Annotated in this window: 19 protein-coding genes; 14 read left to right on the top strand and 5 right to left on the bottom strand. The window is 59.2% G+C overall.

The features are described from left to right. Window positions 1-57 precede the first annotated feature (57 nt). The 5 genes from M9827_RS21865 to M9827_RS21845 all read left to right on the top strand — a co-directional run bounded on the left by M9827_RS21865 (window position 58) and on the right by M9827_RS21845 (window position 5,634). On the top strand, window positions 58-1,653 hold the full coding sequence (locus M9827_RS21865; RefSeq protein WP_250607097.1) for an ABC transporter substrate-binding protein: 1,596 nt from the start codon (window positions 58-60) through the stop codon (window positions 1,651-1,653). Window positions 1,654-1,726: 73 nt separating this feature from the next. Further along, entirely contained in the window at window positions 1,727-2,737 is a 1,011-nt protein-coding gene (locus tag M9827_RS21860) for an ABC transporter permease subunit (protein ID WP_007917620.1), read from the top strand. Between the two features lie 11 nt (window positions 2,738-2,748). Next, complete coding sequence (locus M9827_RS21855; protein ID WP_250607096.1) at window positions 2,749-3,675, top strand: ABC transporter permease subunit; 927 nt, start codon at window positions 2,749-2,751, stop codon at window positions 3,673-3,675. 10 nt (window positions 3,676-3,685) lie between these two features. Next, window positions 3,686-4,654, top strand: a complete 969-nt coding sequence (locus M9827_RS21850) for an ABC transporter ATP-binding protein (RefSeq protein WP_095125386.1) — start codon at window positions 3,686-3,688, stop codon at window positions 4,652-4,654. After that, window positions 4,654-5,634, top strand: coding sequence for a peptide ABC transporter ATP-binding protein (locus M9827_RS21845; protein WP_007917625.1), 981 nt, complete (start codon window positions 4,654-4,656; stop codon window positions 5,632-5,634). Before M9827_RS21850 ends, M9827_RS21845 begins: the two co-directional genes overlap by 1 nt. A gap of 209 nt (window positions 5,635-5,843) precedes the next feature. Here the strand turns inward: M9827_RS21845 and M9827_RS21840 are convergent, their stop codons facing one another. Then, window positions 5,844-6,101, bottom strand: a complete 258-nt coding sequence (locus tag M9827_RS21840; RefSeq protein WP_250607095.1) for a hypothetical protein — start codon at window positions 6,099-6,101, stop codon at window positions 5,844-5,846. A 156-nt stretch (window positions 6,102-6,257) separates the two neighbouring features. Next, entirely contained in the window at window positions 6,258-7,448 is a 1,191-nt protein-coding gene (locus M9827_RS21835) for an MFS transporter (protein WP_250607094.1), read from the bottom strand. Window positions 7,449-7,902: 454 nt separating this feature from the next. Between M9827_RS21835 and M9827_RS21830 the strand changes: the two genes are divergently transcribed. Beyond that, complete coding sequence (locus M9827_RS21830) at window positions 7,903-8,316, top strand: helix-turn-helix transcriptional regulator (RefSeq protein ID WP_038357502.1); 414 nt, start codon at window positions 7,903-7,905, stop codon at window positions 8,314-8,316. Between the two features lies 1 nt (window position 8,317). After that, window positions 8,318-9,643, top strand: coding sequence for a type II toxin-antitoxin system HipA family toxin (locus M9827_RS21825; RefSeq protein WP_250607093.1), 1,326 nt, complete (start codon window positions 8,318-8,320; stop codon window positions 9,641-9,643). Between the two features lie 114 nt (window positions 9,644-9,757). On the opposite strand, the gene M9827_RS21820 is transcribed toward M9827_RS21825, so the two are convergent. Next, the gene (locus M9827_RS21820) at window positions 9,758-11,341 is read right to left on the bottom strand and encodes a peptide chain release factor 3 (protein ID WP_250607092.1); all 1,584 of its coding nucleotides are present in this window, start codon (window positions 11,339-11,341) and stop codon (window positions 9,758-9,760) included. A 358-nt stretch (window positions 11,342-11,699) separates the two neighbouring features. Here M9827_RS21820 and M9827_RS21815 point away from each other — a divergent pair, with 358 nt between their 5' ends. From M9827_RS21815 to M9827_RS21795, 5 genes are all read left to right on the top strand, one after another. Then, entirely contained in the window at window positions 11,700-12,389 is a 690-nt protein-coding gene (locus tag M9827_RS21815) for an ABC transporter permease (RefSeq protein WP_169844036.1), read from the top strand. Window positions 12,390-12,409: 20 nt separating this feature from the next. After that, entirely contained in the window at window positions 12,410-13,303 is an 894-nt protein-coding gene (locus M9827_RS21810; RefSeq protein WP_038357501.1) for a glycine betaine ABC transporter substrate-binding protein, read from the top strand. A gap of 12 nt (window positions 13,304-13,315) precedes the next feature. Beyond that, complete coding sequence (locus M9827_RS21805) at window positions 13,316-13,969, top strand: ABC transporter permease (RefSeq protein ID WP_007915307.1); 654 nt, start codon at window positions 13,316-13,318, stop codon at window positions 13,967-13,969. Then, on the top strand, window positions 13,966-15,123 hold the full coding sequence (locus M9827_RS21800) for an osmoprotectant ABC transporter ATP-binding protein OsmV (RefSeq protein ID WP_016986352.1): 1,158 nt from the start codon (window positions 13,966-13,968) through the stop codon (window positions 15,121-15,123). Before M9827_RS21805 ends, M9827_RS21800 begins: the two co-directional genes overlap by 4 nt. A 639-nt stretch (window positions 15,124-15,762) precedes the next feature. Next, window positions 15,763-16,926 carry a type III PLP-dependent enzyme gene (locus tag M9827_RS21795; RefSeq protein WP_007915304.1) on the top strand — a complete coding sequence of 388 codons (1,164 nt, stop codon included), beginning with the start codon at window positions 15,763-15,765 and terminating at the stop codon, window positions 16,924-16,926. A gap of 273 nt (window positions 16,927-17,199) precedes the next feature. On the opposite strand, the gene M9827_RS21790 is transcribed toward M9827_RS21795, so the two are convergent. After that, window positions 17,200-17,940 carry a tetratricopeptide repeat protein gene (locus M9827_RS21790; protein ID WP_250607091.1) on the bottom strand — a complete coding sequence of 247 codons (741 nt, stop codon included), beginning with the start codon at window positions 17,938-17,940 and terminating at the stop codon, window positions 17,200-17,202. After that, the gene (locus M9827_RS21785) at window positions 17,937-18,617 is read right to left on the bottom strand and encodes a Fe2+-dependent dioxygenase (protein ID WP_250607090.1); all 681 of its coding nucleotides are present in this window, start codon (window positions 18,615-18,617) and stop codon (window positions 17,937-17,939) included. Before M9827_RS21785 ends, M9827_RS21790 begins: the two co-directional genes overlap by 4 nt. A gap of 207 nt (window positions 18,618-18,824) precedes the next feature. On the opposite strand from M9827_RS21785, the gene M9827_RS21780 reads away from it, so the two are divergent. Further along, entirely contained in the window at window positions 18,825-21,143 is a 2,319-nt protein-coding gene (locus tag M9827_RS21780) for a TonB-dependent receptor (RefSeq protein ID WP_250607089.1), read from the top strand. 224 nt (window positions 21,144-21,367) lie between these two features. Further along, window positions 21,368-23,896 carry a PepSY domain-containing protein gene (locus M9827_RS21775; protein ID WP_250607106.1) on the top strand — a complete coding sequence of 843 codons (2,529 nt, stop codon included), beginning with the start codon at window positions 21,368-21,370 and terminating at the stop codon, window positions 23,894-23,896. Window positions 23,897-24,021 lie beyond the last annotated feature (125 nt).

Here is a 24,021-nt window from a genome sequence, read left to right as displayed (position 1 = left end):
CTCATGATGAGTCGGCCGTTCGGCTTTTTGTCTTCAACCGATTGCAGAGGGTTATCGATGAAAATGCTTCCCCTACGTGCGGCCATCGCGGCTGCGTTGCTGAGTGTCGCTGTCGGCGTCTCGGCCAAACCCTTGGTGGTCTGCACCGAAGCCAGCCCGGAAGGCTTCGATATGGTCCAGTACACAACTGCAGTCACGGCGGACGCTGTGGCCGAAACCATCTTCAATCGCCTGGCTGACTTCAAGCCCGGCACCACTGAAGTGATCCCGGCACTCGCCGAGTCCTGGGACATCAGCGAAGACGGCCTGACCTACACGTTCCACCTGCGCAAAGGCGTCAAGTTTCACACCACCGAATACTTCAAGCCGACCCGCGACATGAACGCCGACGACGTGGTCTGGAGCTTCCAGCGTCAGCTGGACCCGAATCACCCGTGGCACAAACTGTCGAGCGTGGGCTTCCCGTACTTTGAAAGCATGGGCTTCAAGGAACTGCTGAAAAACGTCGAAAAAGTCGACGACAACACCGTCAAGTTCACCCTGACCCGCCGCGAAGCGCCGTTCCTGGCCGACATCGCGATGGCGTTCTCCTCGATCTACCCGGCCGAATACGCCGACCAGTTGCTCAAGGCCAACAAGACCGGTGACCTGAACAACAAGCCGATCGGCACCGGCCCGTTCATCTTCCAGCGTTATGCAAAAGACGCGCAGGTGCGTTTCAAGGCCAACCCGGATTACTTCCGTGGCAAGGCGCCGGCTGACGCGCTAATCCTGGCGATCGCCACCGACAACAACGTACGCCTGCAAAAGCTCAAGGCCAACGAGTGCCAGATCGCCCTGTATCCGAAACCGGATGACATCCCGAGCATCAAGAAAGACAGCAATCTGAAAGTCGATGAACTGGATGCGATGACCGTCTCGTACGTCGCCATGAATACCCAGCACAAGTACATGAGCGACGTGCGTGTGCGTAAGGCCATCGACATTGCCTTCGACAAGGAAGCCTATGTCAACGCGCTGTTCGGCAAAGGCAATGCGTCGGTCGCGGTCAACCCGTACCCGCCGACCCTGCTCGGCTACAACCACGACCTGAAGAACCCGCCACGCGACCTCGACAAGGCCCGCGCCCTGCTCAAGGAAGCCGGGGTTCCGGAAGGCACAACCTTCACCCTGTTCACCCGTAACGGCGGCGGTCCGACCAACCCCAACCCGATGCTCGGCGCACAGATGATGCAGGCTGACCTGGCGAAAGTCGGGATCAAGATCGACATCCGTGTGATGGAATGGGGCGAAATGCTTAAACGCGCCAAGGCCGGCGAACACGATATGGTCTCGGCCGGATGGGCGGGCGACAACGGTGACCCGGATAACTTCCTGACGCCTATGCTCAGTTGCGAGGCGGCAAAAAATGGCGAGAACTATGCTCGCTGGTGCAACGAGAAATTCCAGGCACTGCTGGATGAAGCACGGGCTAAAGTTGATCCGGCCGAACGCGCAAAGCTCTACGAACAGGCGCAAGTGCTGTTTAATCAGGATCAGCCATGGATCAGCATGGCCCACACCCGCATGTTTACCGCAATGCGTAACAATGTAGAGGGCTATCACATCAGCCCTCTCACCACTAATAACTTCGCCACCACCCAGGTGAAGTAGATAAGAAACTCCCGGCCTCCCTGACCCCAGGGAGGCCGGGCACGCCTAACCGGCTGATGAGGTACCACACACGATGTTTAGTTTTATTGCCCGCCGACTGGGGTTGTTGATCCCCACGTTTTTCGGCATCACCTTGCTGACTTTCGCGTTGATTCGCATGATTCCGGGCGACCCCGTGGAAGTGATGATGGGCGAACGTCGGGTCGACCCCGAAATGCACGCTCAGGCAATGGAACGCCTAGGTCTGAACAAGCCGCTGTATGCCCAGTATCTGGACTACATCGGCAAACTGGCTCAAGGCGATCTCGGCGAATCCCTGCGCACGCGTGAAAGCGTATGGACCGAGTTCACCTCCCTCTTCCCGGCGACCCTGGAACTGTCCATGGCCGCCCTGTTGTTCGCCGGCATTCTCGGTCTTCTGGCCGGGGTGATCGCGGCACTCAAGCGAGGATCATTGTTCGACCACGGGGTGATGGGCATCTCCCTCGCGGGGTATTCGATGCCGATCTTCTGGTGGGGCCTGATCCTGATCATGTTCTTCTCGGTAAGCCTGGGCTGGACCCCGGTTTCCGGGCGGATCGACCTGCTCTATGACATCGAGCCACGCACCGGCTTCATGCTGATCGATACGCTGCTGGCCGATGACGTCGGTGCGTTCTTCGACGCGCTGCATCACCTGATCCTGCCAGCCATCGTGCTGGGCACCATTCCGCTGGCGGTGATCGCGCGGATGACCCGCTCGTCGATGCTCGAAGTGCTGCGCGAAGACTACATCCGCACCGCCAAGGCCAAAGGCCTGTCGCCATCGCGCGTGGTGTTCGTCCACGGTCTGCGTAACGCGCTGATTCCGGTACTCACCGTGGTCGGTCTGCAAGTCGGCACCCTGCTCGCCGGTGCGGTCCTGACCGAAACCATCTTCTCCTGGCCCGGCATCGGTAAATGGCTGATCGAAGCCATCGGCGCCCGGGACTACCCGGTTGTGCAAAACGGCATCCTGTTAATCGCCTGCCTGGTGATTCTGGTCAACTTCGTAGTGGACATCCTCTACGGCTTTGCCAACCCACGCATCCGTCATCAGCGCTGAGGTCAATAACCATGAGCACTCCAACATCCTCAGTAGCCACCGCTGCTTCCAACGCGGATCAAAGCCTGCTGTACCCGTCGCCGTACAAAGAATTCTGGCAAGCCTTCTCGAAGAACAAGGGCGCAGTTGCCGGCCTCATGTTCATGCTGCTGATCATCTTCTGCGCGATCTTCGCGCCATGGGTGGCGCCGCATAACCCGAGCGAGCAATACCGTGACTTCCTGCTGACGCCGCCGGCGTGGCTGGAAGGCGGGCAGTTGCAGTTCCTGCTCGGCACCGATGAACTGGGGCGTGACCTGCTGTCGCGTCTGATCCAGGGTTCGCGCCTGTCGCTGCTGATCGGCTTGTCGTCGGTGGTGATGTCGCTGATTCCGGGGATCCTCCTCGGTCTGTTCGCCGGTTTCTTCCCGAAGATGATCGGCCCGACCATCATGCGTCTGATGGACATCATGCTGGCCCTGCCGTCGCTGCTGCTGGCGGTGGCGATCGTCGCCATCCTCGGCCCTGGCCTGATCAACACCGTGATCGCCATTGCTGTGGTGTCCTTGCCGTCCTACGTGCGTCTGACCCGTGCCGCCGTGATGGGCGAACTGAACCGCGACTACGTGACCGCCGCGCGCTTGGCCGGTGCTGGTCTGCCACGTCTGATGTTCATCACCGTGCTGCCCAACTGCATGGCGCCGCTGATCGTTCAGGCGACCCTGAGCTTCTCGTCGGCGATTCTCGATGCCGCTGCGTTGGGCTTCCTCGGCCTTGGCGTACAACCGCCAACCCCTGAGTGGGGCACCATGCTGGCCTCGGCCCGCGACTACATCGAACGCGCCTGGTGGGTGGTGAGCCTGCCTGGTTTGACCATTTTGCTCAGCGTGCTGGCAATCAACTTGATGGGCGACGGCCTGCGCGATGCGCTGGACCCGAAACTCAAGAACGCCGCCTGAGGAGATTCCCATGTCACTGCTAGAAATCAAGAATCTCAACGTTCGCTTCGGCGACAAGACCGCGACCCCGGTGGTCGACGGCCTCGACCTGAAAGTCGACAAAGGCGAAGTACTGGCCATCGTGGGCGAGTCGGGTTCGGGTAAATCCGTGACCATGATGGCGCTGATGGGCCTGATCGAGCATCCCGGCATCGTCACCGCCGACTCGCTCAGCTTCGACGGCAAAGACATGCTCAAGCTGAGCAATCGTCAGCGTCGGCAAATCGTCGGCAAAGACCTGTCGATGGTTTTTCAGGATCCGATGACGGCGCTGAACCCGAGCTACACCGTCGGTTTCCAGATCGAAGAAGTGCTGCGTCTGCACCTGAAAATGTCCGGCAAGCAAGCACGCAAACGTGCGATCGAGCTGCTGGAAAAAGTTGAAATCCCGGGCGCTGCGAGCCGTATGGACGCCTACCCGCATCAACTGTCCGGCGGTATGAGCCAGCGTGTTGCGATCGCCATGGCGATTGCCGGCGAGCCGAAACTGCTGATCGCCGACGAACCGACCACGGCACTCGACGTGACGATTCAGGCGCAGATCATGGACCTGCTGCTGGCATTGCAGAAAGAACAGAACATGGGCCTGGTGCTGATCACTCACGACCTCGCGGTCGTGGCTGAAACTGCCCAGCGCGTCTGTGTGATGTACGCCGGTCAAGCCGTTGAAGTCGGTCAGGTGCCGCAACTGTTCGACATCCCGGCGCACCCGTACAGCGAAGCCCTGCTCAAGGCGATTCCCGAGCACAGCCTCGGCGCCTCACGCCTGTCGACCCTGCCGGGCATCGTTCCGGGCCGCTACGACCGTCCGCAGGGTTGCCTGCTGTCGCCGCGCTGCCCGTATGTGCAGGACAGCTGCCGCGCGCAGCGTCCAGGTCTTGATCCGAAAAGCCACAGCCTCGCCCGCTGCTTCTTCCCGCTCAACCAGGAGGTGGCGTAATGGCCGTCGTACTTACCGCCCGCGACCTGACCCGTCACTACGAAGTTTCCCGTGGCCTGTTCAAGGGCCATGCGACCGTACGCGCACTGAACGGCGTGTCGTTCGAACTGGAAGCCGGCAAGACTCTCGCCGTCGTGGGTGAGTCGGGCTGCGGCAAATCCACTCTGGCCCGTGCTCTGACGCTGATTGAAGACCCGTCTTCCGGCTCGCTGAAAATCGCTGGCCAGGAAGTGGCTGGCGCCGACAAGGCTCAGCGCAAGCAATTGCGCAAAGACGTGCAGATGGTTTTTCAAAGCCCGTACGCGTCGTTGAATCCTCGGCAGAAAGTCGGTGACCAGCTCGGCGAACCGCTGCTGATCAACACCAACCTCTCCGCCGCTGAGCGTCGCGAAAAAGTCCAGGCAATGATGAAGCAGGTCGGCTTGCGCCCTGAGCACTATCAGCGCTATCCGCACATGTTCTCCGGCGGTCAGCGTCAGCGTATCGCCCTGGCCCGGGCGATGATGTTGCAACCGAAAGTGCTGGTGGCGGATGAACCGACTTCGGCGCTCGACGTGTCGATTCAGGCGCAGGTGCTGAACCTGTTCATGGATCTGCAGCAGGAGTTCAACACCGCGTACGTGTTTATCTCGCACAACCTCGCGGTGGTGCAGCACGTGGCCGATGACGTGATGGTGATGTACCTCGGTCGCCCGGTGGAACTGGGGCCGAAGAACGACATTTACGAGCGTCCGTTGCACCCTTACACCCAGGCGCTGCTGTCGGCGACCCCAACCATTCACCCGGACCCGAACAAGCCGAAAATCAAGATCGTCGGCGAACTACCCAACCCGCTGAACCCGCCACCGGGCTGTGCTTTCCACAAGCGTTGCCCATATGCGACCGAGCGTTGCAGCACGGAAGAGCCGGCGTTGCGCCAGCTCGACAGCCGGCAGGTGGCTTGCCACTACGCCGAGCAATTCCTCGACGGCGCGGCGTAAGCAAATCTGGAGACCGACACAAAACCTGTAGGAGCTGTCAAGTGAAACAAGGCTGCGATCTTTTGATTGTCAGAATCGGAATCAAAAGATCGCAGCGTGCCGCAGCTCCTACAGGGATCGTGTTTATTCAGGGATAAAGTGTTGAGCAAACCCCTTCCGCCCCGATTGCGCATCAGTCGAGGCAGAAGGGGTTTTCTTTTGCCTGCGATTTACGTCTGGCTGTCACCGTCTTCATCGTCGGAATCCGGATCATCGGTAGTCGAGTCGTCATCATCGGCACTGCCACCCTGCCCCTGATCGCCCGGTTCGGACTCGGACTTGGCGAGCATCAAGCCGCTATGCCCGACCTGGCCGTTAAAGGCCTGGGAGTCGTGATCCTCGCACTCGGCCCAGGCCGTCGCGCTGCCGAGGGACAGCATGACCATCACTTTCAACAGCAATAAAACCCGTAGCAACCTGCTTTTCATAGCCGACTCCATCCATTTTCAGGTGAGACATTCGTGCCTGACTGGCGCTGTGTGAAATCTAGTTCCGATCCATCGGGTTCACCAGATAGGACGCTTACGAGCCGGCAGAAATGCCCTTCACCGACAGACAGGTTTCGAATAATGCCTATCGCCGGATCAGCTAAGCGGGCGCGTGGCTTGCCACGTCAAGGGGAGCGACATCAGCACCAACACAGTGCTGGCCAGCCAGACACTGTGGCCACCGAAGTTGCCGTATAACTGACCGCTGAGCACCGGCGACAGCAACGCGCTGGCACTCCAGCTCATAAAGAACAGGCCAAAGTACTGACCGCTTTTGCCACTCTGCGCAAACTGCATCGCCAGCACATTCAGCGGCGGCATGAACAACGCTTCACCCAAGGTCCAGATCAGCGTCGACAGACAGACGAACGCCAGCCCGGAACCGAACGGCAACATGCCCAATCCGCCAGCCAGCAACAAACTCCCCGCGAGCATTTGCCGCCGCGTCCCCCAGCGCTCGCCCCAGTGCGACAGCGGAATCTGCAGCGCGATCACCAGCAACGCATTGAGCCCGAACTGCCAGCCGATCGCCTCGGTGCTCAACTGATAGTAATCACGCAGATAGTTACCCAGCGTGCTGTAGACCGTGTCGAACGCGATGCCAAGCACGGCCGTCGCCGCCAGCAACCAGAGGAACGGTTTGTCGCGATATGGCACCCAGGAACCTGCGTCGTCCGTGGACTTTTCCTCATTGATCAGCACTGGTCGACGCCACGTAGTGCGGACAAACCACAGCAAGGCCAGCAACGTCATCGCCGCACTGCCGAAAAACACCCAGCGAAAATCAGCCTGCGCCAACACCCCTCCCGCCACACCGGCGGCGGCCATGCCAAGGTTGCGCGCCACCCGGCTCAAGGCCTGCGCACGCGAACGTTGAGCGACTTCGCAATATTCCATGATCAGCCGCTGATGCAGGGTGCGAATGGCGCCATCGACGGTTCCGCTGAGCAATAGCAATGCCGCCAGCAACGGCACGTGCGTCACCAGCCCCAGCAGGATCAACACCCACACCGAAACAAAGAACAACGCCGCCGTCAGCCGCGCCGTGCGCACATGATCACTGAGCCAGCCACCGAGCATCGAACCGACCAGCAAACCCGCACCGTACGCCGACAGCAACCAGCCAACCGTCTCGATCGCCAGCCCCAGCTCCTGACGCAGGTACAACGCCATGAACAGCTTGACCATGCTGCTCAGGCGATTGATGAACAACAGCGCCGCGAGCACCCAGGCCATCACGCCGAAATAACCGTCGAGGCGTAGCAGGTGAGTCAGTCGACTCGTCATTCAATTGATCCTTGAAGGCTGCGTGAGCTTCGAACCCTAGCCGTCAGGAGGTCATTCGTCACGAGTGAAATACACGCTCCGAGTTTGCCTACCGAAGGACAGGAAAGTGCTTACATGAAAGCTCGCGTGTTTTTTGTCTACTGCGCGTAGGATCTGAATTGAATCGGCAAGATTGCTCGAAGCCAGGCGGACTGAATTTCACAGCGCGAGTGCCGTCAAGAATTGCAGCGTTTTTAGTCCATATTTTTGAAAACCCATTTTCAGGGCTGCAAATAGAGTGCGGAAACCATCCCGCCATAACCTAAAGAAATATTTGCGTTAGCGCCGAATTAATCCTGCAATACAAAAAAAATTTGCTTTCCTCTCAAAATCATCAAAACTACAAAACAACAATACAAAGAATATTTTTCCTTTGGCGCTAAATTTAGCAATAAAGAAAAGGAATGTTTGCATTATGCGTATACAACGTAAAAGCGACGATGCTATCTCAGCTCAGCTGGGTGAAGCGTTACGCGAACGCCGCGTACGCAAAGACATCACACAAGATCAGCTGGCAGCACAGGTCGGCGTCAGCACCCCAACGATTCAAAAGCTGGAAAAAGGACGAGGCACCCTGCAGCTCCTGATCGCCGTGCTCCGGGAACTTGATTCTCTCGACCTGATTTCTGGATTGATCGAGCCGCCCCGTGCGAGCCCGATTGCTGCGGCTCAGACAGGCAAAACGGGGCGCGTTCGTGCGCTGGGAGTCGTTCGAACGAGTGATGGTCGAATTCGCGCTTATCAAAGCACTCCATTGGAAACGGGCCAGAAAAGCAAAGGCAATGACCAAGGCGCAGCCAAACCACTACTGATTCCAAGGAAGAAATGAATTGCCAATAACTGCAGAGGTCTGGATGTGGGATGTCAGGGTCGGGGCCGTGCTTTGGGATGAAAGTCAGGCCCCGGCGACTGGAACATTTGAGTTTGATCCAGCGTTCACTGAAATCGGGCTTGAAATTGCGCCTCTGACCATGCGAGCCGTCACTGGTGAAATCTACGCCTTCCCTTCGCTGAACGATCAAGCCTTCAAGTCTCTCCCACCATGTCTTTCGGACTCGCTGCCGGATGACTTCGGTAACGCGGTGATCGATGCCTGGCTAGCTAAAGAAGGGCGTGACCCCAGAAGCTTCTCTCCTGTCGAGAGATTGCTCTATATCGGCGCCCGAGGCATGGGCGCGCTGGAGTTCCGTCCAGCCGTGGACAAGGTCAAAACCAAGATCGAAAAACTGGAACTGGAGTCTTTGGTAGAACTTGCCGGACAAATTCTAAACCAGCGCCAGCAACAGTTCTCCGGGCTGCAATTGGGTCATGACAATAGAAAGGATGAGGAAGCTCTCAAGCATATGTTTCAGGTCGGCTCATCCGCTGGCGGGCAGCGACCCAAGGCAATCATTGCAATCAACGAGAAGACCGGTGAGCTCTGCTCAGGACAAATCACAGCGCCGGAGGGCTACAGCTATTGGCTGTTCAAGTTTGACGTGCCTAAAGGAGCTGAATCGCTAGGCGACCCCGCAGGCTTCGGCCGAGTGGAGTTCGCCTATCATCTGATGACCTTGGCCTCGGGCATCACCATGACTGAGTGCCGCTTGCACATTGATGGCCCTCGCGCACATTTCATGACACGCCGGTTCGACCGAATGGATGATGGTGACAAGATTCATGTGCAAACATTGTGCGCCATGGACATTGCTGACTACACCAAACCTGGTGCGTACTCCTATGAACAAGCGCTGTTGGTAGCAAGGGACCTCGGTTTGCCCAGGGAGGACCACGTTGAGCTCTTTCGGCGCGCGGTGTTCAACGTTATTGCGCGCAATCAAGATGATCACACTCGCAATATTGCTTTTCAGGTATGGCGTGACGGGGTTTGGCGGCTTACTCCGGCGTATGACATGTGCTGGGCTTATCGCGTCGACTCTCCGTGGGTATCCAGCCACCAGATGACAATCAACGGGAAAAGGGATGATTTCATTGTAGATGACCTTCTAGCGCTGGCTAGACAGATACCCAGGCTGCAGGGAAAGAAAATCATCAGCGAAGTAGCCGCCGCAGTTAGCCGCTGGCGAGAGTTCGCAAGCACTGCCGGCATTGAAAATGAAGCCCTGATTGAACAAATCGAGAGCACTCACAGACTCTATCTTGCCGAGGATCTGTAAAACTCAAATCGGAAAACGATCAAGGCCCTGCAAGCAACGCTTGCAGGGCCTTTCGAGACCATTTGGAAGAATCCCGCTGCTTACGCAACGGAATCATCCATACCATGGCTCAGCTTAATGATGCTCACGCGTCGCGCGGAATTTCACATCCGGCCAACGCTCTTCCATCAACGCCAGGTTAACCCGCGTCGGCGCCAGGTAAGTCAGGTGACCACCGCCATCGACCGCCAGGTTCTCCACAGCCTTGTTGGAAAACTCCTCAAGCTTCTTCTTGTCGCTGCACTCAATCCAGCGTGCGGAGTACACAGTAATCGGCTCATACGAGCACTCAACCTTGTATTCCTCCTTCAAACGGCTGGCGACCACATCGAACTGCAGCACACCCACGGCGCCCAGAATGATGTCGTTGCTGCGCTCCGGGAAAAACACCTGCGTTGCACCCTCTTCGGCCAACTGCTGCAGCCCCTGACGCAACTGCTTGGACTTCAGCGGATCACGCAGACGCACACGACGGAACAGCTCCGGCGCAAAGTGCGGAATGCCGGTGAAGCCGAGGACTTCGCCCTCGCTGAAGGTGTCGCCGATCTGGATCGTGCCGTGGTTGTGCAGACCAATGATGTCGCCGGCGTACGCCTCTTCCAATTGCTCACGTTCGGAGGAGAAGAACGTCAGGGCGTCGCCGATGCGCACGTCCTTGCCGGTGCGCACGTGGCGCATCTTCATGCCTTTCTCGTACTTGCCGGAGCAGATACGCATGAAGGCGATACGGTCGCGGTGCTTCGGGTCCATGTTCGCCTGGATCTTGAAGATGAAGCCCGAGAACTTCTCTTCGACCGGCTCAACGGTACGCTCGTTGGCCACACGGGCCAGCGGACGCGGCGCCCAATCAACGACGGCGTCCAATACGTGGTCAACACCGAAGTTGCCCAATGCCGTACCGAAGAACACCGGGGTCAACTGACCGTCGAGGAATTCCTGCTGGTTGAATTCGTGGCAGGCGCCCTGAACCAGCTCCAGCTGCTCGATGAAACGCTCGTACTCGTCGCCCAAGTGCGCGCGCGCCTCGTCGGAGTCGAGTTTTTCGATGATCTTGGTTTCGGTGCGTTCGTGACCGTGACCGGCGGTGTAGACAATGATGTAGTCATCCGCCAGGTGGTACACGCCCTTGAAGTCGCGGTAGCAACCGATCGGCCAGGTGATCGGCGCAGCCTTGATCTTCAGAACGGCTTCGATCTCGTCGAGCAGTTCGATCGGGTCGCGGATATCACGGTCGAGTTTGTTGATGAAGCTGACGATCGGCGTGTCACGCAGACGGCAGACGTCCATCAGCGCAATGGTCCGCGGCTCTACACCTTTACCGCCGTCGAGGACCATCAATGCCGAGTCCACCGCCGTCAGGGTGCGGTAGGTGTCTTCGGAGAAGTCTTCGTGGCCCGGGGTGTCGAGCAGGTTGATCATGTGTTCGCGATACGGGAACTGCATGACCGACGTGGTAATGGAAATACCCCGTTGCTTCTCCATCTCCATCCAGTCGGATGTCGCATGGCGATCGGATTTACGGGATTTCACCGTACCGGCCACTGCAATCGCCTTGCCCATCAACAGGAGCTTTTCAGTGATCGTGGTTTTACCGGCATCGGGGTGGGAAATAATGGCGAAAGTGCGGCGTTTCGCGACTTCGGCGGCCTGGTTGGTCATGGGAAATCGCCTGGCGGTGATTCAAAAAAGGGCCGCGATTATAGCCCAACTCGATGCAATAACCGAACCGTTGAGCACATTAAGGGTGGCCAAATGCTGCCGCAGATGGGAACCTTTTAAAGCCCGGAGACGTCCATCCCCTGTTACGAATTTTCGTCAGGGGCTGAAAAATCAGCAAGTTAGCCTGACGAGGCTGCGCTCATGGCTCGCTTTCAGACCGCTTTTTGCCGGTGCTGAGGGAGCTGCTTCTCGCGAACGTTTATTCCCGGCAGCCATGTATGGCATGCCACACGGGAGAGCGTTCGCCGACTACAAGAAAAGGAGTCCGCCTGTGGCTATCCGCTATGGCAAAGGGCTGATGGGAGGTGCGGTGGTGATCGCGCTCCTGGCCCTGCTGGTCCACTGGATCGGCATCAACACGATCGAACACTACCGCGACGATTTGTTGTTTTACCTGCAAGCTCATCTGATTCTCGTCCTCGCTTCAATGCTGGCCGCCCTGGTCGTGGGCATCCCCGCCGGTATCTTCCTCAGTCGCCCGACCATGGTCGGCCGCGCTGAACGCTTCATGCAGATCTTCAATATCGGTAACACCGTGCCTCCGCTGGCCGTGCTCGCGATTGCCCTGGGTGTCCTCGGCATCGGCAGTGGCCCGGCGATCTTCGCTTTATTCCTCGCTTCGTTGCTGCCGATTGTGCGCAACACCTACGAGGGCCTGAAAAATGTGCAGGGCTCGCTGAAAGAAGCGGCCGTCGGCATCGGCATGACCCCACGCCAGGTGCTGTGGAAAGTCGAATTGCCCAACGCCGTGCCGATCATCGTCGGTGGTGTGCGTGTCGCGCTGGCAATCAACGTCGGCACCGCGCCGCTGGCCTTCCTGATCGGTGCCAACAGCCTCGGCAGCCTGATCTTCCCTGGCATCGCCCTGAACAATCAGCCGCAACTGCTGCTCGGCGCCGCGTGCACCGCGCTGCTGGCCTTGCTGCTCGATGGCGTCGTCACCCTCGCCAGCCGCCTCTGGCTGGAACGCGGTTTGCGCCCGTCTTAAGGCTTTGTGAAGGAATACCTATGAAACGATTGAGCTTGATTCTGGGCTGTATCCTGCTGTTCGCAGGCGTCGCCCAAGCCGCTGAAAAACCGGTTATCCGCCTCGGCGCACGAGTATTTACCGAGCAGACCCTGCTCGCGGAAATCACCGCGCAATACCTGCGCAGCAAAGGCTACGACGCGCAAATCACCGGTGGTCTGGGCAGCAACCTCGCCCGCAGCGCCCACGAAAGCGGGCAGCTGGACATGCTCTGGGAATACACCGGCGTGTCGCTGGTGGCCTACAACCATGTCACCGAAAAACTCGACAGCGCCCAGTCCTACGCCCGGGTGAAAGAACTCGACGCGAAAAAAGGCCTGGTCTGGCTGACCCCGTCGAAATTCAGCAACACCTACGCCCTCGCGCTGCCGAAAAAAGTGGCTGAGGAATATCCGCAGATCAACAACATCAGCCAGTTGAACGAAGTGCTGCGCGCTGAAGCCAAGACCAATCACTTGGTGGCGCTGGACACCGAGTTTGCCAACCGCTCCGACGGGCTGATCGGCATGGTCGATCTCTACGGCATGAACCTGACCCGCAAGAACATCCGTCAGATGGACGCGGGGCTGGTCTACACCGCGCTGCGCAACGGCCAGGTGTTTGCCGGTCTGGTCTACACCACCGACGGTCGCCTCAATGCCTTCGGCTTGAAGCTGCTGGAAGACGACAAACACTACTTCCCCGACTACACCGCCGCACCGGTGGTGCGTCAGGCGTATCTGGACGCGCACCCGCAACTGGCCGAGCAACTCAAGCCACTGGCCGAACTGTTCGATGACGAGACCATGCGCCAACTCAACGCGCGGGTCGATGTCGATCACGAAAGTCCGTCGAAAGTTGCCGCCGATTTCCTGCGCCAGCACCCACTCAACTAAGGAGGAAAAGTCATGGAATTTCTGAACGCCTTTTCCCACCTCGACTGGCAGCAGGTGATGCACCTGACCTGGCAGCACATCACCCTGGTCGGCATCGCCGTGACCCTGGCGATTGTCGTTGGCGTGCCGCTGGGCATCCTGATGACCCGCTTTCCGACCCTCGCCGGCCCTTTGCAGGCCAGCGCCACGGTGCTGCTGACCGTGCCGTCGATTGCCCTGTTCGGCCTGCTGCTGCCGTTCTACTCCAAGTTCGGTCAGGGCCTTGGCCCGATGCCAGCGATCACCGCCGTGTTCCTTTATTCGTTGCTGCCGATCATGCGCAATACCTACCTCGCATTGACGGGCGTCGAACCGGGCATCCGTGAAGCCGCGCGCGGCATCGGCATGACCTTCGGCCAGCGCCTGCGCATGGTCGAACTACCGATCGCCGTGCCGGTGATCCTCGCTGGTGTGCGCACCGCCGTGGTGATGAACATCGGCGTGATGACCATCGCCGCGACCATCGGCGCCGGCGGCCTCGGTGTGTTGATCCTCGCTTCCATCAGCCGCAGTGACATGTCGATGCTGATCGTCGGCGCACTGCTGGTCAGTCTTCTGGCCATTTTCGCTGACCTGTTTCTCCAATGGCTGCAACGCTCGTTGACTCCAAAAGGACTCCTTAAATGATCGAACTTCAAAACCTCAGCAAAACTTTCCAAAGCAACGGCAAAGATGTCAAAGCCGTGGATTCGGTAAGCCTGACCGTCAATGAAGGCGAAATCTGTGTGTTCCTCGGGCCATCGGGCTGCGGCAAAAGCACCACGCTGAAGATGATCAACCGCCTGATCAAACCGACCTCGGGCAAGATCCTCATCAACGGTGAAGACACCACCGACCTCGACGAAGTGACCCTGCGCCGCAACATCGGCTACGTGATCCAGCAGATTGGTCTGTTCCCGAACATGACCATCGAAGAGAACATCGTCGTCGTGCCGAAACTGCTCGGCTGGGACAAACAGAAATGCCACGACCGCGCCCGCGAATTGATGAGCATGATCAAGCTGGAGCCCAAGCAGTACCTGCATCGCTATCCGCGTGAATTGTCCGGCGGCCAGCAACAGCGCATCGGCGTGATCCGTGCACTGGCGGCCGATGCGCCGTTGCTGCTGATGGACGAACCGTTCGGTGCGGTCGACCCGATCAACCGCGAGATGATCCAGAACGAATTCTTCGAGATGCAGCGCGCGCTGAACAAGACCGTGATCATGGTCAGCCACGACATCGACGAAGCGATCAAATTGGGCGACAAGATTGCGATCTTCCGCGCCGGCAAACTGCTGCAGATCGATCATCCGGACACGCTGCTGGCGCATCCGGCGGACGACTTTGTCAGCAGCTTCGTCGGCCAGGACAGCACGCTCAAGCGTCTGTTGCTGGTGAAGGCAGAAGATGCGGCGGACAACGCGCCGTCGGTCAGCCCGGAGACGCCAGTGGCCGACGCGCTGGAATTGATGGACGAGCATGACCGTCGCTACGTGGTGGTCACCTGTGCCGAGAACAAGGCGCTGGGGTATGTGCGTCGTCGCGACCTGCACCGCCAGACCGGCACTTGCGCGCAGTTCCTGCGTGAGTTCAACGCCACGGCGGCGTACGACGAGCATTTGCGCATCCTGCTGTCGCGCATGTACGAGTTCAACCGCGCGTGGTTGCCGGTGATGGACGCCGAGCGGGTGTTCCTCGGTGAGGTCACGCAGGAGTCGATTGCGGCTTATCTGAGTTCGGGTCGTTCGCGCGGGATGAAGACCAGTATCGTCTCGCCGGCTGAAGCCGTCGTCGCGTAAAACACGAAACCTGTGGGAGCGAGCCTGCTCGCGAAAGCGCAATATCAGTCAACAATGATGTTGGCTGTGAAAATGCCTTCGCGAGCAGGCTCGCTCCCACAGGATCTGGGTGATTTTTTCTTCATTCGCCTAGCGGAAAAGAATCTCAACACCTGCGGACCGGACAGCATGTAAGAGACAACCCGCGAAACAGCCAAAATCCCTTTCAAACCCTCCTCACGCGGCCAACGTCGCCGATGTTGCGCCCATCACACTTACCCACGACTTGGCCGACAAAAGCAGCGAACGTGCAGGTATTTTTAACACTGAAAAAATCCCGGGGAACATCTGCCCGTCATCTCGGTCGGCTACAAAGAGTGATGAACGCGACGCACGTCAGAAGCGTGCAAAAACGCGACATTTTTAGTTGATCTCACGCCCCTCACGCCCTAAAGTTCGCGCCGAACGTCCATGCTGGAAACGATCCATCCGGCTCAAGTACTGACGACGAGACAGCAAGGCCAAGGGAAAAGCTGCACATCCCATGGCCTTTTTGCTTTCGGCGACATGCCTTGGGAAGTAGGCGAACCAAAGTGGGGATACGGAGGACGTTCATTTGCACCCATTGATTAACGACGTTTGCCACTAGGAGTCCCAAGTATGTCGATCCAGGTCGAAGACTATTTCGCGCGCGCTACATTCGACAAAATGAAAGCGTTCGCCGACAAACAGGAAACCCCGTTCGTGGTGATCGACACCGCGATGATCGCCCAGGCCTACGATGACCTGCGCGCCGGTTTCGAATTCGCCAAGGTCTACTACGCGGTCAAGGCCAACCCGGCCGTCGAGATCATCGACCTGCTCAAAGAAAAAGGTTCGAGCTTCGACATCGCCTCTATCTATGAGCTGGACAAGGTGATGGATCGTGGCGTCAGCCCGGACCGTATCAGCTACGGCAACACCATCAAGAAATCCAAGGACATCCGCTACTTCTACGAGAAGGGCGTGCGTCTGTTCTCCACCGACTCCGAAGCCGACCTGCGCAACATCGCCAAGGCTGCCCCGGGCTCGAAAGTCTATGTGCGCATTCTCACCGAAGGCTCGACCACGGCTGACTGGCCACTGTCGCGCAAATTCGGCTGCCAGACCGACATGGCCATGGACCTGCTGATTCTCGCTCGCGACCTCGGTCTGGTGCCTTACGGCATCTCGTTCCACGTCGGTTCGCAACAACGCGACATCAGCGTCTGGGACGCAGCGATCGCCAAGGTCAAAGTGATCTTCGAACGTCTGAAAGAAGAAGACGGCATCCACCTGAAGCTGATCAACATGGGCGGTGGCTTCCCGGCCAACTACATCACCCGCACCAACAGCCTGGAAACCTACGCCGAAGAAATCATCCGTTTCCTGAAAGAAGACTTCGGTGATGACCTGCCGGAAATCATTCTCGAGCCGGGCCGTTCGCTGATCGCCAACGCCGGCATTCTGGTCAGCGAAGTGGTACTGGTTGCACGCAAGTCGCGCACCGCCGTCGAGCGTTGGGTGTATACCGATGTGGGCAAGTTCTCCGGCCTGATCGAAACCATGGACGAAGCGATCAAGTTCCCGATCTGGACCGAGAAGAAAGGCGAGATGGAAGAAGTGGTCATCGCCGGCCCGACCTGCGACAGCGCCGACATCATGTACGAGAACTACAAGTACGGTCTGCCGCTGAACCTGGCGATCGGTGATCGTCTGTACTGGCTGTCGACCGGTGCGTACACCACCAGTTACAGCGCGGTTGAGTTCAATGGTTTTCCGCCGTTGAAGTCTTTTTACGTATAAGCGCTGAAGCCGTAATGCAAAAAGCCCATGACACGTCATGGGCTTTTTTGTATCTGTGCGTTCGGCTTGAAGTTTTGCGGGGTACTTGAGACCGAGGTCCCTCACCCCAGCCCTCTCCCAAAGGAGAGGGAGCCGACCGAGATGTAAAGCGTCATTCACCGACCGGAGAGACCGTGTCGATTATGGATTCGGCAAAGCACTTTCAGGTCGGCGTAACTCTTCAATATCCCCCGGTCAGTCCCCTCTCCCTCTGGGAGAGGGTTAGGGTGAGGGCTATTGGCACCGAAGCGCATACCGCCCAGCCAACGCCTGAATCTTCGGATCTACAGCACTCGCCAGCGTCTGACTCGCCACCCGCAGAAAATTCAGATTGCCGCCCGCCAAGGCTTTCTCAAGCCAATCGACCGCCTCATCAATCAGCCCTTCACCCGCCAATACCGCCGCGAAACTGAACTGCCCGCGAAAATCCCCTCCCTCAGCCGAACGCCGATACCAATCGCGCGCCGCAGCAGGATCCGCCGGGCACACCTGCCCTTCTTCCAGATACCGCCCCAGCAGATTCATCGATTTCGCATGGCCCAATTCGGCCGCGCGGCGATACAGCGCCAGCGCCTGCAGATGATCCACCGCCACCCCGCGCCCGGTCGCCAACAGATTGGCGAGGTTGTACATCGCCCAATCCAGCCCGGCCTCCGCTGCAATCCGGTAATGCCGCGCGGCAATCGCCGCATCCGCCGCGCAACCCCAACCATGCTCATGACAACGCCCGAGCATGTTGCGCGCCATCAGATGCCCGCGCCCGGCAGCGATGCCAAACCAGCGCAGCGCCAGCGCTTGATCCTGGGCGATGCCCTGACCATCCAGCAGGATTTGCCCAAGCAACGCCTGCGCTTCAACTTCGCCCTCGCCCGCCGCCAGCAAAATCGCCTGGGCAGCACGGGCCGGACTTTCGCCGAGCATGGCGCTGAGTTGTTCGCCGCTGAGGACTTCCTCGCGACGCAGTTGGAAACTCATACCTCGACCCAGCGCCGCAGCAAGTTGTGATACGTGCCGGTGAGGCGAATCAGTGACGGGTGATCAGGCAGGTCTTGAGTCAGTTGCTGAATCGCACCGTCCATCTCGAACAGCAACGCCCGCTGGCTATCTTCCCGCACCAGGCTTTGCGTCCAGAAAAACGACGCATAGCGCGCGCCACGAGTGACCGCGTTGACCTTGTGCAGGCTGGTGCCGGGGTACAACACCATGTCGCCGGCCGGCAACTTCACCCGTTGCGTGCCGAAGGTGTCCTGGATTTCCAGCTCGCCGCCTTCGTAATCCTCAGGCTCGCTGAAGAACAGCGTCGCCGACAGATCGGTGCGCACCCGTTCGATGCTGCCCTTGGGCTGGCGTACTGCGTTGTCGATGTGGAAATCGAAACTGCCGCCGGCCGTGTAACAGTTCACTAACGGCGGGAAGACTTTGTGCGGCAGCGCGGCGGACATGAACAGCGGATTTTTCCACAACCGCTCCAGCATCGCCGCGCCGATTTCCTTGGCCAGCGGATGCCCTTCGGGCAATTGCAGATTGTGCTTCGCCTTGGCTGATTGAAAGCCGGCGGTGATCTTGCCATCAGCCCAATCGGCCTGCTCCAGCGCCTCGCGGATACGCTGCACTTCGTCTTTCGCGAACAGTCCGGGAATGTGCAGCAGCATGGCGATGTCACCTGATGGCAAAGAGGCGGCAATGGTATTGATTCTTATTGACCGTGTAAAACCCGAGAGACGAATGAACTGGCAAAAACCGTAAGGTTAAATTGTAAAGAATGTAAATTCAGTGCGAATAACAATATTTCGCAATTGATACGAATACCTGTTTACCCTATATTCCGCCGCCTCAAATCCTTGGGGAGGGGAATAAAAATGGCACGTCAACACGCACAATTACCGGTCAGTTCACCACGTCTGCTCGCCTCTGCAATCGGTGTGGCAATCACCGCCGGCTCCGCTGGCCAGATGGTGTTCGCCGCTGAAAAAACCGACAGCAAAGCCGCCGGCAATGCCATCGCCCTGGACGCCACCGCCATCACCGGCGAAGCGCAGGATTCGACGTCCTACCAGGTCGAAAAAGCCTCCTCGCCCAAGTACACTGCACCGCTGGTCGATACACCGCGCTCGGTCACCGTCATTCCGCAACAAGTGCTCAAAGACACCGGCGCCCTGAACATGCAGGACGCGCTGCGCACCGTGCCGGGCATCACCTTCGGCGCCGGTGAAGGTGGCAACCCACAGGGCGATCGCCCGTTCATTCGCGGTTTCGACGCCCAGGGCGACACCTACCTCGACGGCGTGCGCGACACCGGTTCGCAAAGCCGCGAAATCTTCGCCGTGGAAAACATTGAAGTCAGCAAAGGCCCGAACTCCGCCATCGGCGGTCGTGGCGCGGCAGGCGGCAGCATCAACCTGGTGAGCAAGAAAGCGCATCTGGGCAACTCGTTCGACGGCGGCTTCACCTGGGGCTCCGACCAGACCCAGCGCTACACCCTCGACGGCAACTACCAGTTCAGCGACACCGCCGCTGGCCGTCTGAACCTGATGAGCCACGAGAGCAACGTTGCCGGTCGCGACAAAGTCGATTACGACCGTTGGGGTATCGCCCCGTCCCTGGCGTTTGGCCTGGGCACCGACACCCGCGTCAACCTCGACTACTACCACCTCGAAAGCAACGACACCCCGGATTCGGGCATCCCTTACACCATCCCGACTGGCGGTTCGGCTGCGCGCACCAAGTCCAATCCGGACAAGCCGTACGCCGGCGGTGACCACAGCAATTTCTACGGTCTGGATCGCGACTTCCGCAAGGGCCGCACCGACACCGCGACCTTCGCCATCGAGCATGACCTGAGCGATTCGCTGACGATCAAGAACACCCTGCGTCACGGCACCAGCATGCAGGACTACATCCTGACCCAGCCGGACGACAGCAAGGGCAACGTCAACAATGGCAGCCTCTGGCGCCGGGCCAATACTCGGGTAAGCAACACCGAGACCACCACCAACCAGACTGATCTGTTCGGCAATTTCTACGTCGCCGGCTTCAAGAACAGCTTCTCCACCGGCGTGGAATACACCCGCGAGGAAAGCCAGAAGTCTTCGTACAACGTCAACACCGACACCACGCCGCGCACACCGGGCAACGCGAGCAACAACTGCACGCCGTCGATGATCGGCGCTTCGAGTGGCTATAACTGCACCTCGCTGTCGAACCCGAACCCGAACGATCCGTGGAACGGCGCAATCTCGCGCAACTACGCCGGCACCGACACCCAGGCCAACACCTACGCGCTGTATGTGTTCGATACCCTGGAGCTGTCCGAGCAGTGGCTGGTGAACATGGGCCTGCGCTACGACCACTTCGACACTGACTACAAAACCTACAACGCCGCTGGCCGCACCACGTCCAAGGGCGATGACACCAGCGAATTCGTCACCGGTCAGTTCGGCGTCGTCTACAAGCCTGCGGAAAACGGCAGCATCTACGCCTCTTATGCCACCTCCGCCACGCCACCGGGCAACACCCTGGGCGAAGGTCAGGAAGGCAACCCGTTGGGCGGCACCCCGGATCGCAGCGGCAACCTGCTGAGCAGCGACATGGAGCCGGAAACCACCAAGAACTATGAAATCGGCACCAAGTGGGACCTGCTCAACGACCGCCTGTCGCTGACCGCTGACGTCTTCCGCACCGAGAAAGAAAACGCCCGTGTGCAAGTCGACACCACGTCGTACGAAAACGCCGGCAAGACCCGCGTGCAAGGTGTCGAACTGTCGGCCAGCGGCAAGATCACCGACAAGTGGCAAGTGTTCGCCGGTTACGCCTTCATGGACAGTGAACAGGTCGACGGCGGTCCGATGGGCAGGGCCAACGATGGCAACGAACTGCCGAACACGCCGAAAAACAGCGCCAGCCTGTGGACCACTTACCAGGTCACGCCGAAGCTGACGATCGGTGGCGGTGCGTTCTACGTCGACGACGTGTACGGCAGCGTGGCCAACACCACCATGGTCGATTCGTATGTTCGCTACGACGCAATGGCCGCGTACAAGCTGACCAAGAACGTCGACCTGCAACTCAACGTGCAGAACCTGACCAACGAAACCTACTACGACAAAGCCTTTTCGACCCACTTCGCCAACCAGGCGGCGGGCCGTACGGCACTGTTGAGCACCAATTTCCACTTCTAAACAACGCTGTAAATGTGGGAGCTAGCCTGCTAGCGAAAGCGGTGTATCAGTCAACTGACAGATCGCATTCGCTAGCAAGCTAGCTCCCACAGGAGATCTGCTAACCAGATCCGGCCCCGTTCATTCAATTGAACGGGGCTTTTGTGCGTAAGAAAGAACGCTTCTCGATAACCCACGGCATAATGCGCGCCGTGATGACAATTTCCGAACGGACGGCGAGTGACGTGTTGAAGAAAACCCTGTTCCAGTTGCACTGGTTTTTTGGCATCACCGCAGGCCTGGTGCTGGCGTTGATGGGCATCACCGGCGCGACCTATTCGTTTCAGGACGAGATCCTGCGAGCGCTGAATCCCTCCGTCCTGCAAGTGGAGAAGCAGGTGGCCGGCGCGCTGCCGCCCGTCGAGCTGGTTGAGCGCATCGAAGCCGCGTCGGGGAAAAGAGTCTCGATGCTCTGGGTCGAAACCGACAGCGGCCACGCGGCCAAGGTGTTCTTCACCCCGCCAAAAGGTGAGCGGCGCGGAGAGATGCGCTACTTCGATCCGTACACCGCCAAGTTCATGGGCGATGCGGTCGGCCAGGATTTCTTCGGCCTGATGCTGCAACTGCACCGTTTCCTCGCCATGGGCGACACCGGCCGCAACATCACCGGTGCCTGTACGCTGATCCTGCTGTTCTTCTGCCTCTCCGGTCTGTACCTGCGCTGGCCACGTCAGTGGCACAGCTGGCGCGTATGGCTGACGTTGGACTGGAAGAAAAAGGGCCGCGCCTTCAACTGGGATCTGCACTCGGTGGCGGGCACCTGGTGCCTGCTGGTCTATCTGTTGCTGGCACTGACCGGGTTGTCGTGGTCGTACGAATGGTACAACAAAGGCCTGACCAAATTGCTCTCCGACGCACCGCAAAACGAGCGCGTGCGCGGTGGTCGCGGGCCGGCGCCGGAAGGCCCGGCACCGACCGCCGATTACGCAGCGATGTGGAGCAGCATCTACAGCGCCGCCGGCCCGGGTCTGGCCGCCTACAACATCCGTATGCCGGCCGTCGCGGGCCAACCGGCGACCGTGTTCTACCTGCTCGACAGCTCGCCGCATGATCGCGCGCTGAACCAGATCACCCTCGACCCGGCCACCGGCATCGTCAAACGCGTCGACCGTTACGCCGACAAGAGCTTCAAGGCGCAACTGCTGACCAGCATTTATGCGCTGCACGTCGGCAGCTATTTCGGTCTGGTCGGGCGGATCATCATCACCGTCGCGGCGGTGTGCATGCCGCTGTTTTTCATCACCGGCTGGCTGCTGTACCTCGACCGTCGGCGCAAGAAAAAGCAAATCAAGGATGCGCGCAAAGGACTCGAACAACCGGGCGGCGATGCCTCGGCCTGGCTGATCGGTTTTGCCAGCCAGAGCGGTTTCGCCGAGCAACTGGCATGGCAGACCGCCGGGCAATTGCAGGCCGCCGGACTGCCGGTGAAAGTGCAGCCGCTGGCAAATCTCAGCGAACAGGATCTGCGTGAATCGAACAACGCACTGTTTGTGGTCAGCACATTTGGCGACGGCGAAGCGCCGGACAGCGCGCGTGGGTTCGAACGCAAAGTGCTGTCCAGGGCTGCAACCCTCGACAGCCTGAATTACTCGATACTCGGCCTCGGCGATCGTCAATATCAGCACTTCTGTGGTTTCGCCAAGCGCTTGCATCAATGGTTGAGCGAGCACGGTGGCAAGACGCTGTTCGCGCCGGTGGAGGTCGACAGCGGCGATCCCTACGCCCTGCGCCACTGGCAAACCCAACTCGGCCTGCTCACCGGCCAAGCCCCGGTCGACACCTGGCAAGCGCCGAGCTACGACAACTGGACGCTGACACGCCGCGAACTGATGAACCCGGACAGCAGCGGTGCGCCGGTTTACTTGTTGGGCCTGAGCGCACCGAACACCAGCAGTTGGCTGGCCGGTGATCTGGTCGAAGTCCTGCCGCGCAATTGCCCGTGGGCCATCGAACATTTCCTCGACGGCCTCGGCATTCGTGGCGAGACCAACGTAAAAATCAACGGCCTCGACGAGCCGCTGGAAGTCGCACTGGCCTCGCGGCAATTGCCCGAGCACCGCGCAAATCTGGTCGGTCTGCACGCGCAGTCACTGGTCGACGCGATGGTGCCGCTGGCCATGCGCGAATACTCGATCGCCTCGATTGCCGCCGACGGCGTGCTGGAGTTGATCGTGCGTCAGGAACGACATGCCGATGGCACCCTTGGCATCGGTTCCGGCTGGCTGACCGAGCACGCGCCCGTGGGCGGCAGCATCAGTTTGCGCGTGCGTCGCAACAGTGGCTTCCACCTGCCGAACGAACCCGTGCCGATGATTCTGCTGGGCAACGGCACCGGCCTGGCCGGGTTGCGCAGCTTGCTCAAGGCGCGGATTGCCGACGGTCAACAACGCCAGTGGTTGCTGTTTGGCGAGCGCAATCGTCAGCACGATTTCCTCTGCCGCGCGGAACTGGAAGAGTGGTTGATCAATGGAGATCTGGAGCGGCTGGACCTGGCGTTCTCGCGGGATCAGGCCGAGAAGATTTATGTGCAGGATCGCTTGCGTGAGTCGGCCGACGAGCTGAAGAAATGGCTGGCGGACGGTGCGGTGATTTACATCTGCGGCAGTTTGCAGGGGATGGCGTCAGGCGTTGATCAAGTGCTTAACGACATTCTCGGCAGCGCTGAAGTCGAACGCCTGATTGAACAGGGCCGCTATCGTCGCGACGTCTATTAAAAGCCCCTCACCCTAACCCTCTCCCAAAGGGAGAGGGGACTGATTGGGGGATGCTTGAGATGTACGCCGACCTGCGACTGCTTTACCGAATCCATAATCGAGAGAAAGGCGTTGCGTCCAATCTC

Origin of the sequence: Pseudomonas sp. AKS31, from assembly GCF_023634765.1 — a bacterium.
In the GTDB taxonomy this organism is placed as follows: Bacteria; Pseudomonadota; Gammaproteobacteria; order Pseudomonadales; family Pseudomonadaceae; genus Aquipseudomonas.
This window is presented reverse-complemented; position numbering and strand designations above follow the sequence as displayed.

Bases quoted from the DNA above. Each gene is read 5' to 3' on its own strand.
- M9827_RS21800 (WP_016986352.1), top strand. From the start codon at position 13,966: ATGATCGAACTTCAAAACCTCAGCAAAACTTTCCAAAGCAACGGCAAA.
- M9827_RS21795 (WP_007915304.1), top strand. From the start codon at position 15,763: ATGTCGATCCAGGTCGAAGACTATTTCGCGCGCGCTACATTCGACAAA.
- M9827_RS21850 (WP_095125386.1), top strand. From the start codon at position 3,686: ATGTCACTGCTAGAAATCAAGAATCTCAACGTTCGCTTCGGCGACAAG.
- M9827_RS21860 (WP_007917620.1), top strand. From the start codon at position 1,727: ATGTTTAGTTTTATTGCCCGCCGACTGGGGTTGTTGATCCCCACGTTT.
- M9827_RS21845 (WP_007917625.1), top strand. From the start codon at position 4,654: ATGGCCGTCGTACTTACCGCCCGCGACCTGACCCGTCACTACGAAGTT.
- M9827_RS21865 (WP_250607097.1), top strand. From the start codon at position 58: ATGAAAATGCTTCCCCTACGTGCGGCCATCGCGGCTGCGTTGCTGAGT.
- M9827_RS21855 (WP_250607096.1), top strand. From the start codon at position 2,749: ATGAGCACTCCAACATCCTCAGTAGCCACCGCTGCTTCCAACGCGGAT.
- M9827_RS21815 (WP_169844036.1), top strand. From the start codon at position 11,700: ATGGGAGGTGCGGTGGTGATCGCGCTCCTGGCCCTGCTGGTCCACTGG.
- M9827_RS21840 (WP_250607095.1), bottom strand. From the start codon at position 6,101: ATGAAAAGCAGGTTGCTACGGGTTTTATTGCTGTTGAAAGTGATGGTC.
- M9827_RS21820 (WP_250607092.1), bottom strand. From the start codon at position 11,341: ATGACCAACCAGGCCGCCGAAGTCGCGAAACGCCGCACTTTCGCCATT.
- M9827_RS21785 (WP_250607090.1), bottom strand. From the start codon at position 18,617: ATGCTGCTGCACATTCCCGGACTGTTCGCGAAAGACGAAGTGCAGCGT.
- M9827_RS21835 (WP_250607094.1), bottom strand. From the start codon at position 7,448: ATGACGAGTCGACTGACTCACCTGCTACGCCTCGACGGTTATTTCGGC.
- M9827_RS21790 (WP_250607091.1), bottom strand. From the start codon at position 17,940: ATGAGTTTCCAACTGCGTCGCGAGGAAGTCCTCAGCGGCGAACAACTC.
- M9827_RS21805 (WP_007915307.1), top strand. From the start codon at position 13,316: ATGGAATTTCTGAACGCCTTTTCCCACCTCGACTGGCAGCAGGTGATG.
- M9827_RS21780 (WP_250607089.1), top strand. From the start codon at position 18,825: ATGGCACGTCAACACGCACAATTACCGGTCAGTTCACCACGTCTGCTC.
- M9827_RS21810 (WP_038357501.1), top strand. From the start codon at position 12,410: ATGAAACGATTGAGCTTGATTCTGGGCTGTATCCTGCTGTTCGCAGGC.
- M9827_RS21830 (WP_038357502.1), top strand. From the start codon at position 7,903: ATGCGTATACAACGTAAAAGCGACGATGCTATCTCAGCTCAGCTGGGT.